Genomic DNA, 16,734 nt, shown 5'->3' on the forward strand with positions numbered 1-16,734 from the left:
TCTGTCATGATTCCTTTCAGTTTTAGAAGTGAGTAATAAGGAATACGGTTGCAAAGGTATATATTTTCTATATTATATCAAGTATCTTCGTCTTTTAGCTGATAATTTTTTTCAACATGAAAATATTCAACATTGTCTGGTGTATCCTGTTCATCATTTTCGCCGGACTCCAATACAATGATCCGGATCCATATGTATGGGTACCGATTTACCTGTTTGGTGCGGGTTGTTGTTTCCTCGCTGCAAGAGGACGTTTTTACAGGAAGGCATATATCTTCGGCATCTTCATCTACCTCGCATATGCCGCTTATCTCTTCTTTGATAAAAATGGTGTGATCGACTGGGCGACAGAACATCATGGGGAAAACATCGCCGAAACAATGAAGGCAGGTAAACCATGGATAGAAGAAACCCGGGAATTCTTCGGTTTGTTCATCCTCATCGTTGTCTTACTGACCAACTACTTTTACGCAGGAAGAAAGAAAGCATAAACAATACTAACATAAAGGTATAAACGTAAACAGGGTACCTGCCAGATGGCGGATACCCTGTTTCGTTTATCTGAACAATACTTTTACTTACTCAGCAGCTGGAACGTGGTAATACCCAGATTACCTTTCTCAGCCGGATCAGCAGATTTAAGACGTACATACAATGTATGTTTCTTTCCATCCGCCACTGGCGCAAAAGAGATGTTTGCCGTGTTTGGTGCTTTCGCTTTCGCTCCCACACCAATCAAAGTTTCTCCCAGTTTCACACCTTCTGCTTTATCCAGGAATATTTCAACAGTATAACCGTATTTCAATGGCTCCTGTGTGAAGTATATTACATCGATACCTGTTACCGCCGTCAGATCGATACCATTATAAGTAACCCATCCGTTAGCTGTTGGAATTAACAGTTTTTTACCGTCGAATTCGAATGTAGATACCGCATCAGATTTATCAAAAGAAGGTGCAGGGATCTTCGGACTTCTCAGAGACACCGCATCTGTACCAGTAATTGGTTTGATACCTGGTCCGCCTTTATCAGTATAGCTCGCCATCAGGTACAATACGCCATTGTCCTTTTCAGGTTTACCTGTGGTCGGATCAATGGTGCCGCTTACCGGCAATGATGGCGCCTGTTTGTTACCACCACCTACTGACATGATATATTCTACCAGCTGATGCGCTTCCGACTGTGACAAAGTAGGATGTGCAGACATCGCTGTTTCACCCCATACACCGCCACCGCCTTGTATGATCTTGTTAGCGAGATAATCAGGCGCTTTCGCGTCGTCTTTATATTTCTCTGCTACCTGCTTGAAGCTTGGTCCGATAGATTTTTCATCTGGCTTATGACAGGTCTTACAATCACTTGCTTCCATGATGTTCTTACCAGCAATTGCACCGGTAATGATCTGGTGGCCCTGCTGAGGCGCCTGTGCCTTGTCATTTCCTTCCATGTATTCCGCTCTCACATACAGGTTGGCTACATCGATCTTTCCATCAGCAGTAGAACCGTCTTCCTTATCATTGACAGCAATGTTATACGCAACAGGTTTACCGGAGAAGTAGAACATGGTGTTACCAGCCACATTTACTTTCACCTGCGGTGTTTCATTACCTGCATACAGTTCGACACCTTTACTGCGCGTGCTGGCGCCATTGTTATCTACCACTTCTACTGATACTGCATATTCGCCTGCGGTTGCAAACGTAGCTTCTGTTTCCGGTTCCTTCGTTTCTTTCTTGTTACCGTTACCCAGGTACCAGATGTAAGTCAGCTGATCGCCATCCGGATCGGAAGAACCTTTGGCACTCAGTTTCACTTTGAATGGTAAACCGCCTGACAGTTTATCCACATGTATCTCTGCCAACGGTGCACGGTTACCACCATTATAGTCAATACGCGCCAGACCAGCATCTTTATTCTTGCTAAACCAACCATTACCATATTCCAATACATAAATGCGACCATCCGGTCCCATTTCCATATCGATAATGGCATTGAACTTGGTATTCGGCATAAAGTCTTCCGTTTTAGACAGGTTATAGTCCTTGTCAAACGTAACCGCCTTTATCCAACCACGTACCCAGTCATAGATAAACAGCTTGTTGTTATAGTAATCCGGGAAACGGGTTTCCTTCGGATAGAACTCATTGTAATATACAGGTCCCGCCATTGCGTTACGGCCACCGCTACCCATGGAAGGGAAATCCGGAGATTTCGCATATGGATACCAGATAAACGCTGGTTGTGCTGGTGGCAGATCTTTGATACCCGTGTTGTTGCGGGAGTTATTCACCGGCTTCGCAGGATCGAATGCCGGACCGCTCTTACCTGTTTCATAATCGTACAGGTGATAAGCATAGTTATTACCTACGAACATCGGATAACCGAAGTTGCCCGGTTTCTTTGCCTGGTTGATCTCATCGTATCCACGCGGACCACGATCCGGCTTATCATCATTTGCATCAGGTCCTACTTCACCCCAGTACACATAACCGTTTTTACGGTCAACAGAGATACGGTAAGGATTACGGGTTCCCATGGCATAGATCTCAGGACGGGTATTTGCCGTGCCCTGTTTAAACAGGTTACCGTCAGGAATACTGTAGGTGCCATCCTCATTGATCTTCAGACGGAGGATCTTACCACGCAGGTCATTTGAGTTAGCAGATGTACGACGGCCATCATATTGCAGATGTCCCGGACGATCGTCCAGCGGACCATAACCATTGCTGACATATTTCTGTCCTGGTTCGTCAAACGGCGTACTGTTATCACCGGTAGAGAGATATAATAAACCACCAGGACCGAAGGTAATAGAACCACCGGTATGGCAGCAGATATTACGCTGTGAATATAACTGGAGAATTACTTTCTCAGAAGCAGTATCCAGCACATTATTCTCAAACTTGAAACGGGACAATCTGTTTACAGAAGTGTCTGCCGGAGAATAATAAACATATACATAATGATTCTTGGCAAAATCAGGATCTGCCGCTAAACCCAGTACACCTTCCTCTGCATTCACATTCGGTGTTTCTGTTTTGTAATACACACGCAGGAAGCCCGCCTGTGTCAGTTTACGGCTGGTCTGATTGAAATACATGATCTCTCCACGGCGTTGTGCCACCAGGATGTTGAGATCAGGGAGAATGGTCATTTCCGTTGGTTCAAAGAACTCGCCGGTAATGAGCACGTTTTTCGTAAACCTGTTTTCTTCAGGTACACGTAATGTCTTTGCCTGTGCATAATCCAGCAGGGTATTTTTACCGATGGCATATTTGATACCACCCAGGACATGCGCCAGGAATTCAGGTTCGGAATAAGATTCGTTCGTATGTCCTAATTCAGTATAGAAAGCGCGGCCACCATCAAACTCATGGTACCAGCTGATAGGATGTTCAGGGCCATTGGTACCGCCTTCATATGTTTTTTCATCAACAGTGATCAGCTTGTGCGTGTTCTTGTTGATCTTTTTGAAGTTGTACCATTCGTCAGTATGCTCCCATGTATCAGGCAGCGTAGCGGTTGCCAGGAAAGATTTGTCCTTTACGGTCAGTTTCGCTTTGTGTGTGCCGGCAGGATGATTATCAAAATAAGCACCAACCAGTTCACCATACCATCCCCACTCATATTCAGTATCGGTAGCGGCGTGGATACCTACGAATCCACCGCCGGACTGAATATATCTTTCGAAATCTGCTTCCTGGTAATTGTCCAGCACATCGCCGGTCGTGTTCAGGAAAATAACTGCTGCATATTTTTGCAGCGTGTCTTCTGTGAAATTTGCAGCATTCTCCGTAGTATCTACTTCGAAGCCATTTTCTTTTCCCAGTTTCTGGATAGCCTGTATCCCGGCAGGGATAGATGCATGCCGGAAACCTGCGGTTTTGGTAAACACCAGTACTCTCGGATTACCGGGCCGGGCTTTCTGCTGGCAGCCGGACATTACTGTTACCAGTAACGCCAGCATCATCATTACGTACCTGATTTGCATGATAGTTTTTATGTTGATTTACACTTTATGCAGCACGTAGCCATAATAGATGACTTACATACTGCAAGAGGGATTATGCGTTTACTTTTTAGTCTTTATATTCATCGCATAGCGAAGTCCGCCCAATACATGCTCCAGGTATGCCTGATCGGCATAAGATTCTTTTGTGTGGCCCAATTCAGTATAGAAAGCGCGACCGCCTTCAAAATCATGGTACCAGCTCATAGGATGGTTGTCACCATTCTTACCGCCTTCATAAGAGCTTTCATCAATTTTGATCAGCACATGTACATCAGGATTCAGATCTTTAAAATTGTACCATTCATCCCAACGTGACCATTTTTCCTGCAGGTGGCTGGTCGCCTGGTTATTGCGGTCTACCACCACCAGTGTGGCCTGCTGCTGTTTCGGGTGACTGGTAAACCAGGCTCCCGCCAGCTTATTATACCATGGCCAACCGTATTCGGTATCGGTTGCCGCATGAATGCCCATATAACCACCGCCGTTATGAATGTAGGATTCCATGGCCGTCTGTTGTTCGTCATTCAGCACATCGCCTGTTGTATTCAGAAACAATACGGCGGCATAACGTTTCAGGTTTTTAGCATTGAAAACGGACGCGTCTTCAGTCGTGTCCACTTCGAAGCCATGCTCCTGTCCGAGTTTAATCATAGCTGTTTTCCCAACAGGAATACAGTCATGACGGAAACCGGCTGTTTTGGAAAATACGAGTAAACGGGGGAGGCGTTTTTGGGCAGATGCGAGCTGACTGGTAAAAGCAAAGCAGACAGTCAGCAGAAAGGATATCATTATAAACGATAAGTTACGAACTGCGAATGAAGGCTCATTCGCAATCCGTAACTTGTCATTATTTATTTTTCTCACGTGGATAGTATTCATGTATGATCGGTATTACAGTTGGCGGATTTTAACACTACGGTACCATACCTGATCGCCGTGGTCCTGCAGGGCGATATGACCTTTTGGATATTGACCGAAAGCTTTCCAGGTTTTGAACTTGCTGTTATCAAGCAGTGTTTTCCACTCATCGCTACCCATAGTTACGTCGATTGTCTGCACACCATTCAGCCAGAAGGTCAGTTTACCGTCTTTCTTACGGATCACCGCCGTGTTCCACTCACCTACTGGTTTTGCAGCATATTTCTCAGATTTCTTCATATCATAAAGATCTCCGGAATTGTGCTTGGTAAATTTACCATCCGGGTGTTTCTGATCATCCAGTACCTGCATTTCAGGACCAGACAGATAAGTAGCGCCCAGTTTAGGGTCTTCGTGTACGCCGAAAATGATACCGCTGTTACCACCCTCAGAGATTTTCCACTCTATTGATAATTCATAATTTTCATACTCGTCGTTGGTCACCAGGTCACCACCAGGAGCGCCATTCTTTTTAGCATCCTGATCGAGGGACAGGGCGCCATCCTGTACTTTCCAGGCAGCGCTTGGCTCAGTCTTCAAGTAGGTGTGCCAGCCCTGTGTGGTCTTACCGTCAAATAATAATTTCCATCCCGCTTTTTTTTCTTTTTTGGAAAGCGTGTTAGGTGTTTGTGCAGATGCAGAGAGAGTTAGCAGACTGAGTGCCAGAACGGGAATAATGTGCTTCATTGCAAATTGAGTTTTTATAGCCGGTAATTGTAACACCGTACACTTAGGCGCATACAGTTTACAACTACCGGCTATATTATGATAGTTAATTATAGAAAGCTGAGAGACCAGATACTAAAATAATAATGTCACTATTTCAGAGACAGGATGTATTTTACCATCTCTTTAGCGTCATCTTTAGACAGATCTGCGTGCGGTGTCATCGCCACTTCACCCCAGTTACCGCTACCACCAGCGATCACTTTATCAGCCAGTTTGTCGATGTTTGCTTCAGTAGCTTCGTATTTCTGTGCTACTTCTTTATAGCCAGGACCTACCAGTTTGGTATCGATCTTATGGCAGGTTTTACAGTCTTTCTGCTCGATCAGCGCAGCACCTTTAGAAGCTGCAGCTTCAGCAGCGCCCGGAGATACCATTGAGTTGTCTACCGGAGTTTCGCTGGTAGCAGCTGATTCTTCTTTCTTTTCGGTTTTGTTCTCGCTACCGCCACCGCAGGAGGCCAGCAGAACTACGCTTAATACAACTGGCGCCAGAAAACGCATTCTCATTTTTCGATTATTTATAAGTTACCAGATTTGTGAGAATTAAGAATTAACAATTAAGAATTAAAAATTGGGTTAGCCGTACATATACATAATAACTTATAGCCGCCTTCCAAGCCATCCAGGAAAACGGAGCAGTTGTAATGGTATTTGTAAAGCAGTTGATAACACAATTCCTAATTATTAACCTTTTAACTCCCAATTGACAATATACTCATCCTTAAAGAACGATTCAAGTAGTAAATGATGAACGTAACAATCGGATGACCATTCAATAGCACATACCACTACAATCTCGTCAGCCCCCAATTCTTAATTCTTAATTATTAACTATTAATTTCTAGTTGATTCCTAACACCTTCCTATTCAATTCCTCATCCGCTCCACCTCCTGCAAAGTCATCAAATGCCTTTTCAGTTACGCGGATGATGTGATCCTTGATGAACGGCGCACCTTCTCTTGCTCCGTCTTCCGGATGCTTGATACAGCACTCCCATTCCATGACAGCCCAGCCAGTGAAATCATACTGTGTCAGCTTGCTGAACACCGCTTTGAAATCTACCTGTCCGTCGCCCAGTGAACGGAATCTACCCGGACGGTCGATCCATCCCTGGTAACCGCCATATACACCGGAACGACCGGTTGGATTGAATTCTGCATCTTTCACATGGAACATCTTAATCTTTTCATGATAGATATCGATGTATTGCAGATAATCCAGGCATTGCAGTACGAAGTGACTTGGATCGTACAACAGGCAGGCACGGTTATGGTTGCCGGTTGCTTCCAGGAAACGCTCGTAAGAAGCGCCGTCATGGAGATCTTCGCCCGGATGGATCTCATAGCAGAGGTCGACGCCATTCGCATCAAACTCATTCAGGATCGGCAACCAGCGATTAGCCAGTTCTTTGAATCCTGTTTCTACCAGACCAGCAGGACGCTGCGGCCATGGGTATACAGTATGCCACATCAGTGCTCCACTGAAAGTAGCATGTGCATTTAAGCCGAGGTTCCTGCTCGCTTTAGCAGCATATTTCAGCTGATTTACCGCCCATTCGGTACGGGCAGCAGCATTACCTCTTTTATCAGCAGGCGCGAAGCCGTCAAACAGTTCGTTATATGCAGGATGGGTAGCTACCAGCTGTCCCTGCAGGTGCGTAGACAGTTCGGTGATTTCCAGTCCTGCGGCATTTACAATGCCTTTGATCTCGTCTGCATACGTCTTGCTTTCAGCAGCTTTCTGCAGGTCGATCATACGTGGATCCCACGTAGGGATCTGTACACCTTTAAAACCTGATTCCGCCGCCCATTTACAAATACTATCCAGGCTATTGAAAGGCGCAGTGTCTCCGAGGAACTGCGCCAGGAAAATACCAGGCCCCTTTATAGTTTTCATGTATAAATGCTTTTATAGATTTCAATTAGGAATTAAGAATTAAGAATTAAGAATTTGTAAGTTCTTAAAATTCCTGGAGCGTTCCCTTTTCCATACATGCCTAACCAATTCCTAATTGTTAATTCCTAATTATAATTCAAACGTTGTCCATTTCTCTGTGCTCTGGCTCGATTTCACCACGTTATCGATGAACGCCATACCACGGATACCTTCTTCTACCCCCGGGAAATCCAGTGATTCAGGAGACGGAGTCTGACCATCGATTTTAGCCTGTAAAGTCTGTGCAAAGTTGCGGTAGAGGTTACCGAATGCTTCCAGGTATCCTTCCGGATGACCACCCGGTGTGCGCGTATTGTGGATCGCATAGCTGCTCTGGTAAGTGCCATAACCACTACCTGCACGATAGATTTCGGTTGGTTTATCCAGCCATTTTACCAGCAGGGTATTTGGTTCGTGTTGTGCCCATTCCAGACCACCATTCTCACCATATATTCTGATTTTCAGCGCATTTTCTTCACCGGCAGCCACCTGGGATGCCATCAGCACACCAGCAGCGCCATTGTCAAAACGCAACAGCACAGCGCCGTCATCATCCAAAGCACGGTTTTCCACAAAGATGTTCAGGTCAGCACACAGTTTTTCTATTTTCAGACCACTGATATATTCAGCCAGGTTCGCAGCATGGGTACCGATATCTCCAAAACATCCGCTTTTACCGGAACGTTTAGGATCTGTTCTCCAGGCAGCACCGGCACTATCTTTTTCAGTAGCGCGGCTCAGCCAACCCTGTGGGTATTCTACCCAAACCTTACGGATCTTACCCAATACGCCGTCAGCCACCATACGGCGGGCCTGTTTTACCAGCGGATAACCCGTATAAGTATGCGTCAGTAGCAGGGTCAGACCTGTTTCTTCTACTTTAGCCTTGATTTGTTTAGCCTCATCGAGGGTAAAGGTGATCGGTTTTTCGATCACGACGTTAAAGCCTTTGTCCAGCGCCATCATCGCAGGTTCGAAGTGTGCGAAGTTGGGTGTAACGATGGTTATAAAATCCAGTCTTTCACTTTCAGGCAGCGCAGCTTCCTTTTCCAGCATGGTCTTGTAGTCAGTATAGGTGCGTGCAGGGTCCAGGAATAATATTTTCCCGGATTCAATCGCTACTTCAGGATTTACACTCAGCGCACCAGCTTTCAATTCGATCAGGCCGTCCATATTGGCAGCAATACGGTGAATAGCACCGATGAAGGCATCCTTACCGCCTCCGATCATTCCCATTCTTAACTTACGGTTCATTGGCAAAACGTTTTATTCTTTATAGGTTTTGAGTTGTCTTACAGACATAGTAACGTGGAACAAGCAAGGAGAGTTGATTAGTTTTTCACACCGTCGTACTCACTCCACATTGGCTTTTCCGGGGTCTAATATATAAAAAAGTACAGGCAACCGTCAATATAACAGCAAAATGACGACTTTCCAGGGGGTATTCCCCCAGTCGCATTCCTGTTTAGCGAGAGACCTGTACGCTTTTTTTGAACCAGACTATTCCACAAAACCTTAAATGTAGAAAACTCTAAGCACATTTTCGTGTGATATTTTGATGAACGGATTAGGTAGGAACACTCATAAAATGTGCAATAATTGTCCTACTTAAGTGTTACAATTGACACTTTTCGGAGGTATAAAGCAGTTAAAAAACGGGAAAATAATAGCAGGGAAAGCGGCTAACAAGGCTTTCAGATACAGACTTTTATAAAAAAATAAAGAGCCAAATAAGACTATCCGGCTCTTGTTTTACTATCCTATGAAAACCCTAATAATGTAAAGGTAAAGTGTTGTAACAAATGATAGTGTTAAACGGTCGTTAATAAATTAATTTTTTTTCCAAACGAGCTGTGGCACTATTATTTTTTTTCTACATACTTTTTTTGCTTCTTTGCACCACTTTACGGCGATATAGCCGCAGAGAATGAAAATTGTCAATATGTCACAGTACTTACTTTCCGTGATCATCCCGGCCTATAACGAAGAAAGATACATATATGATATCCTGGAAAGAGTCCAGGCGGTTTCGCTTGCCGGCGATGTCCAGAAAGAACTGGTTGTAGTGGACGATTTCTCCAAAGACGACACCGGTGGAGAAGTAGCCCGCTTCCAGGCAGCCTATCCGAATGTAAAATTGCAGTACGTTCGTCATGAGGTAAATAAAGGAAAAGGCGCGGCTTTACGTACCGGTATTCAAAAGGCAAGCGGTGATTTCACCATCATACAGGATGCCGACCTGGAGTATAACCCGGAAGAATATAACCGTTTATTAAAACCCATGCTGCAGGGCGTTGCCGACGTCGTATATGGTTCCCGATTTATGGGAGACGGCCCTCACCGTATCCTGTTCTTCTGGCATACCATCGGGAATAAGTTTCTGACCTTCCTGTCTAACGCGCTGACCAATCTGAACCTGACAGACATGGAAACCTGTTACAAACTGTTCCGCAGTCATATCATCAAACAGATTGATCTGAAAGAAAACCGCTTCGGATTTGAACCTGAAGTAACTGCCAAGATCAGTCGCGTACCAGGCATCCGTATTTACGAAGTAGGTATCGCTTACTATGGCCGTACATATGCCGAGGGTAAGAAGATCAACTACAAAGACGGATTCCGTGCGATCTACTGCATCCTGAAATACAATATCTTCAGCAGACAGAAAAAAACTGTCGACATCAATAAATAAACCACTATGCTGTTCCTGTTCGTTAAGTTCCTGTATATCATTATACTGTCATTCCTGTATGGATATACGTTGCAGCGATTCCTGCAAAACCGGGTACTTAAGAACAGCGAAGCCAGTCCACATTTCTCGCTGGTCACACTGACCGGCAGTCTTGTCATGACAGTACCTGCCGCCTGTCTTACTTTCTTTATGCCGCTGGCAGGAACCGCGCACAGCATATTACTGGCGGGAGGTCTGCTTTGTTACCTGCTACAACGCAGTCACCTTCATCAACAGCTATCGGTGTATATACAAGCGGCAAAAACAGCCGGTAAAGGCAAAATGCTTTTCACCGGAATCGCTGTTTTGTATGTATTGTATCTTTCTTCACAACAATCGCTTTCCTATGACGAAGGACTGTACTACGTACAATTCATCAAATGGATGCAGTATTACAAGGTCGTTCCCGGACTGGCCAACCTGCATGAGCGTTTCGGATTTAACTCACACTGGCATGTATTGTCGGCCGTTTTCAATTTTTCCAGACTGACGGGTAGTGCAGATAATCATATCAACGGCGTCGTATACCTGCTTACATTATTATACCTCCTGCCACGTGAACAGGATAACAGATTCCTGACGCTCTTAAAAGCGGGTATGCTGGTGATGATCAGTATGCCGCAATTCTGTGTGTATAATACGACTGCGCCTGCGGCGGATATGGTGATCTATTATATCAGTTGTCTGCTGATTGTCGTGTGGCTGGAACACAGTATCAACGGACAATCACAGCTTACCGGCAACAATAGCGTGTTCTTACTGCTGGCGCCTGTCTTCCTGATCACCGTAAAGGTCTCCTCCATTCCCGTGCTGATCATCACAGCAGTATTATTATGGCAGGCACTACAAACGAAACGCTATCTGCAACTGCTCACGCTTTGTGGTATAGCAGCTGTGATACTGTTGCCATGGATAGCCAGGAACGTGATACTGACAGGATATATTCTCTTCCCGATTGCACTGCCCGATTTCTTTCACCTGGACTGGGCCGTATCCACAGATGTAATCCGTGCCACCACAAAGGATATCCACATTTTTGCGTTTTACCGGGTGGTAGATGCATCCCGGTTTGCTTCAGAGAGTTTTGTACAACACTATACCAGCTGGTTCAAAGAAAGTGTACGCATATACGATAAGTTGCTGATACTCGCGGCGTTTGCCGCAGTGCCACTGATCTTCCTGAGGAGAAAAAACTTACCAACAGGTACCTTACCCTTATTTGCCTTCCTGCTCTTAGGGCTAATATACTGGATATTCCAGGCGCCGGATCCAAGATTTGGTTACAGTTATCTTGTTCCCCTGGTAATTATTGCGATTGCGTTATATGCGCCTTCGCTACGCTTCAAACAACTTTACCCGGCTACATTAGCAGTAACATTTGTTTTTATGATCGGTACCATCGGATTGGGGCGACATCTGCTGAAAGCATTTGTGAATGATAAACTGGTAGAAGCGGTGCATCATTCCGACTGGTGGCTGACGCCTACGCCTTATACGCCGACAACGACGGTCATCGTCAATACGGCTGCGCCTCTTACAACAACAACCAGTCATCTTTGCTGGGACAGTGAAATACCTTGCGTATCCGTCATTCCTGACAATGTACAGATGCGAGGTGAAACCATTGAAAAAGGCTACAGGTGTTTTCGTCACTAAGCCACCTGGTAAAAAGAAGGGAACCTTCGTTCCAGGGATAAACAGCCTTTTCCTATCCAAATCCATCCAAATCGATACTTTTTTCGCCTAATTCTACCATTCATCTCCGGAAACTCACACTACACCGATATTACAACGTAATTTCTACGTTATTTCTTCGTTCAAAAGCGTGTTAATAACGGCCTAATGACTATATAATGAGGGTATTATACGAAGAACAGCCATGTATTGCCCCATCAGCAGTCCTTTCCTTTTCAAATGACCCGGTCAACTATCCATTACAGGTATACGAAAGAAGTAGTAATTATTCTACACTGATCTCTCAATGGAAACATTTTGTACTTTTATTTAATATTTACGTAGACCTATGAATAAAATCCTATTATCCTTATCGCTGGTAAGCGTGATGTATGGCTGTAATGCAGCAGGCAGGGAGAAAAATCCTTTACTGCAGAAGGACTACGCATTAGCTGACACGCTACACTATGATCACACTGTCATTGACGCATTGAGAGAAAGCATATCCGGAAACATCAGCAGATTAGCTCCTGCATTACATGAAGTGAACGGAACAGGGGGACTGACAGACGCGTTACAGTTTGAATATGATGTAAATGCAGACAACAGCAGCGACTACGAAAAACTACGAACAGCCCTCAAAAAGCAAGGATATCTTTTATTTAAATCCGAGGAAAATTTTGGTACCAAGCCTGATAAATACGCAGTACTGAAGACCAATAACCAGTTTGATATCATCCGGTTCCGGGCTACTAACGGGGCAAACTATGATATTACGAACGACAGTATTATGCGTAAACTGCATCATCTGTATGATAAAGAACCATTTGAAATAACGGGCGCCGACATTGACTGGGTAGAAGTACATCTGAATAAGCTAAATCCTGCAGATGCGATGACATTTGCCAATGATGTATATGAGTTTTGTCCGGATCTGGCAGAGCAGGGTACAGAGACAGTGGAAAATCTGGCAGCTGAAATACTGGAGACAAAACAGCTATTCCTCTGGTGGGATTAATAACACTATTTTAACATTTTTAGCCGCCCCGTCCGCAAGGGGGCGGCTTTTTTGCACCCGAATACTACTTTAATGCCACCCGAAGCCCTTTCCCATGCTATATTCCCGTTAAAAATCCATTCTTGCCGCCACAATACCGCATTTAGCCTTCACTATGTGCAAATAATTCCTAATTTTACAGGCCTTGCCAATGCCGCGCGAGCCTGACAGCTTGTCATCGGATGCTATGTAAGCATAATATTTGGGTAAGGAAGTCCGGTATCGGAAAGACTTTCGTTCTGGACTGTACAACTGTTTTAACAATCATTCGTAATAAACTCAACATGTTAGGTTTTTTAACTAAACTTTTTGGCGGGCACAAGTCGGAGAGAGATATCAAAGCTATCGAGCCTATTGTGAGGCAGATCAACGCGGAGTATGAAAAACTTCAATCCCTTCCTGTAGACCAGCTACGTAACAAAACGCAGGACTTCCGTTTGCGTATCAGCACTCATCTTGCCAAAATTGACGAGACCATTGCTGAAAAGAAAGCAGAAGCCGAAAATGCGCATGACGTAGCCCAGAAAGACGTTATTTATCAGGAAATCGATAAACTCAAGAAAGAACGTGATACACAGCTGGAAGGTGTACTCAAGGAAATCCTCCCTGAGGCATTTGCAGTTGTAAAAGATGCGGCCCGCCGTCTCTCACAATCACCCACCATTACTGCTACAGCGACTCCGCTGGACAGACAGCTGGCTGTCAGAAAAGAATACCTGACAATCGAAGGTGACAATGTGACGTGGAAAAACAGCTGGAACGCTGCCGGTAGTCTTGTAACCTGGAACATGGTGCACTATGATGTACAGCTGATTGGTGGTATCGCACTGCACCAGGGTAAAATTTCCGAAATGGCGACGGGTGAAGGTAAAACCCTTGTATCCACACTGCCAGCCTATCTGAACGCATTAGCCGGTGAAGGTGTACACGTGGTAACCGTGAACGACTACCTGGCTCGTCGTGACTCTGAGTGGAATGGTCCGTTGTTCGAGTTCCTCGGTATTACAGTAGATTGTATTGATAAACACCAGCCTAATACTGCTGAGCGTAGAAATGCCTACCTCGCAGATATTACTTATGGTACAAATAACGAGTTCGGCTTTGACTACCTGCGTGATAACATGGTGCATAGTCCGGACGAAATGGTACAACGCAAACACCACTTCGCAATGGTCGATGAGGTGGATAGCGTATTGATCGATGATGCACGTACGCCGCTGATCATCTCTGGTCCGATCCCTCGTGGTGACGAACAGGAGTTCCATGCACTGAAGCCTCGTATTCAGGCACTGGTAGAAGCACAGCGTAAAGCCACTAACCAGTACCTGCTGGAAGCGAAGAAACTGATCACTGAAGGTAAAGACGATGCGAAAACAGGTGGTATGGCGCTGATGCGTGCATGGCGTGGTTTACCAAAGAACAGCGCCCTGATCAAGTATCTGAGCGAACCAGGTATAAAAGTATTGCTGCAGAAAGCAGAGAACTATTACCTGGCAGATCAGCAGCGTGAAATGCCGAAAGTAGACGAAGAACTGTACTTCACTATTGACGAGAAAAACAACAGCGTTGACCTGACAGAAAAAGGTATTTCACTCATCACCCGCACAGGAGAAGATCCACACTTCTTCATCCTCCCGGATGTGGGTTCTGAAATAGCAGAGATCGAAAAGAGCGGTCTGACAGCAGATGAAAAACTGCACCAGAAAGATATCCTGCTCCAGGACTTTGCACAGAAATCTGAACGTATCCACTCCATTCAGCAGTTGCTGAAAGCATACACCCTCTTCGATAAAGATGTGGAGTATGTGGTAATGGATGGTAAAGTAAAAATCGTTGACGAACAGACAGGTCGTATCCTGGATGGCCGTCGTTATTCCGATGGTCTGCACCAGGCGATCGAGGCAAAGGAAAACGTGAAAGTAGAAGCTGCTACGCAGACATTCGCTACCGTTACCCTTCAGAACTACTTCCGTATGTATCACAAACTGGCTGGTATGACCGGTACAGCAACTACAGAAGCGGGTGAGTTCTGGGAAATCTACAAACTGGACGTGGTAACCATCCCGACCAACCTGCCTATCACCCGTAAAGATGCGGAAGATCTGGTTTACAAAACAAAACGTGATAAATACAGAGCGGTAATAGATGAAGTAAAGCAATTACAGGCTGCCGGTCGTCCGGTACTGGTAGGTACTACTTCCGTAGAAGTATCCGAATTGCTCGGCAAAATGCTGACCTTCGAAAAAATCCCTCACAATGTATTGAACGCTAAACAGCACGCCCGTGAAGCACAGATCGTTGCAGAAGCTGGTCTTCCAGGCGCTGTGACCATCGCTACCAACATGGCAGGTCGTGGTACGGATATCAAACTCGGACCTGGCGTAAAAGAAGCTGGTGGTCTGGCCATCATCGGTACTGAACGTCACGAAAGCCGTCGTGTTGACCGTCAGCTGCGTGGTCGTGCCGGTCGTCAGGGAGATCCGGGTACATCCCAGTTCTTCGTATCCCTGGAAGATGACCTGATGCGTATGTTCGGTTCTGACCGTATTGCTGGTCTGATGGACCGTATGGGCTACAAAGAAGGTGAAGTGATCCAGCACAGCATGATCACCAAATCCATCGAAAGAGCACAACGTAAAGTAGAAGAAAACAACTTCGGTATCCGTAAACGTCTCCTCGAATACGATGACGTAATGAACAAACAACGTACGGTGATCTACGCTAAACGTAATCACGCACTGTTTGGCGAACGTCTGTCCATCGATATCGACAACTCCTTCTACGATGTAGCAGAAAACGTCGTTACTACACATAAAAACAGCGGTGACTACGAAGCATTCAAACTGGATGCCATCCTGAACTTCGGTATCGATACCGATATCACCCAGGAAGAACTGAACCGTACAGATACCACCGCGCTCTCTACCCGTCTTTACCAGCAGGCAAAAGACAACTACGAGCGTAAGACTTCTGAACTGGCACAGCAGACACTGCCTGTTATCGAGCAGATCCACCGCGAACAGGGTCATCATATCGAAAACATTTCCATCCCGTTCACCGATGGTAAAAAAGGTATGAACATCCTTGCGAATCTGCAGAAAGTAGTTGACACCAAAGGTTTCGAAACCATCAACGCACTGGAACGCAGCATCACGCTGTCGCTGATCGATGAAGCATGGAAAGAACACCTGCGTGCAATGGATGATCTGAAACAATCCGTTCAGAACGCCGTGTTCGAACAGAAAGATCCATTGCTGATCTATAAATTCGAAGCATTCAATCTCTTCAAAGACCTGAATGCAGAAACGAACCGCGAGATCGTATCCTTCCTGTGCCGTTCAGGTATCCCTGTTCAGGAAGATAACCGTCCGCAGCAACAGCAGCAGGAACTTCCACAGCAACCAGCATCACAACCACAGATCCGTGAGGGTCGTGAAGAAAAAACTGATATGAGCCGTATGCGCGCTACACATCAGGAATTCGATGGCGGTGATGCCGCTGTAGCAGAAGATTATGCGGCGGCTAACGCGGAACAAATGAAACAGGAGCCTGTGAAAGCAGGTCCGAAAGTCGGCAGGAATGATCCTTGTCCTTGCGGAAGCGGTAAGAAGTACAAACAATGTCACGGAAAAGATTTTTAATCTTTTAGAGAGATAAGGAAAGGGTCCGCTTACAGCG

Annotated in this window: 11 protein-coding genes; 5 read left to right on the forward strand and 6 right to left on the reverse strand. The window is 45.4% G+C overall.

Annotated features, from left to right (window positions below; all coding sequences use genetic code 11):
* Positions 1 to 116: 116 nt before the first annotated feature.
* On the forward strand, positions 117 to 491 hold the full coding sequence (locus CPIN_RS36005) for a transmembrane 220 family protein (protein WP_012794836.1): 375 nt from the start codon (positions 117 to 119) through the stop codon (positions 489 to 491).
* A gap of 83 nt (positions 492 to 574) precedes the next feature.
* Here CPIN_RS36005 and CPIN_RS36010 read toward each other — a convergent pair whose 3' ends face one another.
* The 6 genes from CPIN_RS36010 to CPIN_RS36035 form a co-directional block, all read right to left on the reverse strand.
* Positions 575 to 3,991, reverse strand: coding sequence for a ThuA domain-containing protein (locus CPIN_RS36010; RefSeq protein ID WP_012794837.1), 3,417 nt, complete (start codon positions 3,989 to 3,991; stop codon positions 575 to 577).
* A gap of 81 nt (positions 3,992 to 4,072) precedes the next feature.
* Entirely contained in the window at positions 4,073 to 4,891 is an 819-nt protein-coding gene (locus tag CPIN_RS36015; protein ID WP_012794838.1) for a ThuA domain-containing protein, read from the reverse strand.
* A 12-nt stretch (positions 4,892 to 4,903) separates the two neighbouring features.
* Complete coding sequence (locus CPIN_RS36020) at positions 4,904 to 5,617, reverse strand: 3-keto-disaccharide hydrolase (protein ID WP_012794839.1); 714 nt, start codon at positions 5,615 to 5,617, stop codon at positions 4,904 to 4,906.
* A 131-nt stretch (positions 5,618 to 5,748) separates the two neighbouring features.
* Complete coding sequence (locus tag CPIN_RS36025) at positions 5,749 to 6,165, reverse strand: c-type cytochrome (protein WP_012794840.1); 417 nt, start codon at positions 6,163 to 6,165, stop codon at positions 5,749 to 5,751.
* A 334-nt stretch (positions 6,166 to 6,499) separates the two neighbouring features.
* Positions 6,500 to 7,555, reverse strand: coding sequence for a sugar phosphate isomerase/epimerase family protein (locus CPIN_RS36030; protein WP_012794841.1), 1,056 nt, complete (start codon positions 7,553 to 7,555; stop codon positions 6,500 to 6,502).
* 129 nt (positions 7,556 to 7,684) lie between these two features.
* On the reverse strand, positions 7,685 to 8,848 hold the full coding sequence (locus CPIN_RS36035; RefSeq protein WP_012794842.1) for a Gfo/Idh/MocA family protein: 1,164 nt from the start codon (positions 8,846 to 8,848) through the stop codon (positions 7,685 to 7,687).
* Between the two features lie 688 nt (positions 8,849 to 9,536).
* Here CPIN_RS36035 and CPIN_RS36040 point away from each other — a divergent pair.
* The 4 genes from CPIN_RS36040 to secA all read left to right on the forward strand — a co-directional run bounded on the left by CPIN_RS36040 (position 9,537) and on the right by secA (position 16,697).
* Positions 9,537 to 10,286, forward strand: coding sequence for a glycosyltransferase family 2 protein (locus tag CPIN_RS36040; RefSeq protein ID WP_012794843.1), 750 nt, complete (start codon positions 9,537 to 9,539; stop codon positions 10,284 to 10,286).
* Between the two features lie 6 nt (positions 10,287 to 10,292).
* Positions 10,293 to 11,981, forward strand: coding sequence for an LIC_10190 family membrane protein (locus CPIN_RS36045; protein WP_012794844.1), 1,689 nt, complete (start codon positions 10,293 to 10,295; stop codon positions 11,979 to 11,981).
* Positions 11,982 to 12,348: 367 nt separating this feature from the next.
* Entirely contained in the window at positions 12,349 to 13,017 is a 669-nt protein-coding gene (locus CPIN_RS36050; protein WP_012794845.1) for a DUF4253 domain-containing protein, read from the forward strand.
* A 323-nt stretch (positions 13,018 to 13,340) separates the two neighbouring features.
* Positions 13,341 to 16,697: a preprotein translocase subunit SecA gene (secA, locus tag CPIN_RS36055; protein WP_012794846.1), complete on the forward strand. Its 3,357-nt coding sequence runs from the start codon at positions 13,341 to 13,343 to the stop codon at positions 16,695 to 16,697.
* Positions 16,698 to 16,734 lie beyond the last annotated feature (37 nt).

It is taken from the genome of Chitinophaga pinensis DSM 2588, from assembly GCF_000024005.1.
GTDB classification, from domain to species: Bacteria; Bacteroidota; Bacteroidia; order Chitinophagales; family Chitinophagaceae; genus Chitinophaga; species Chitinophaga pinensis.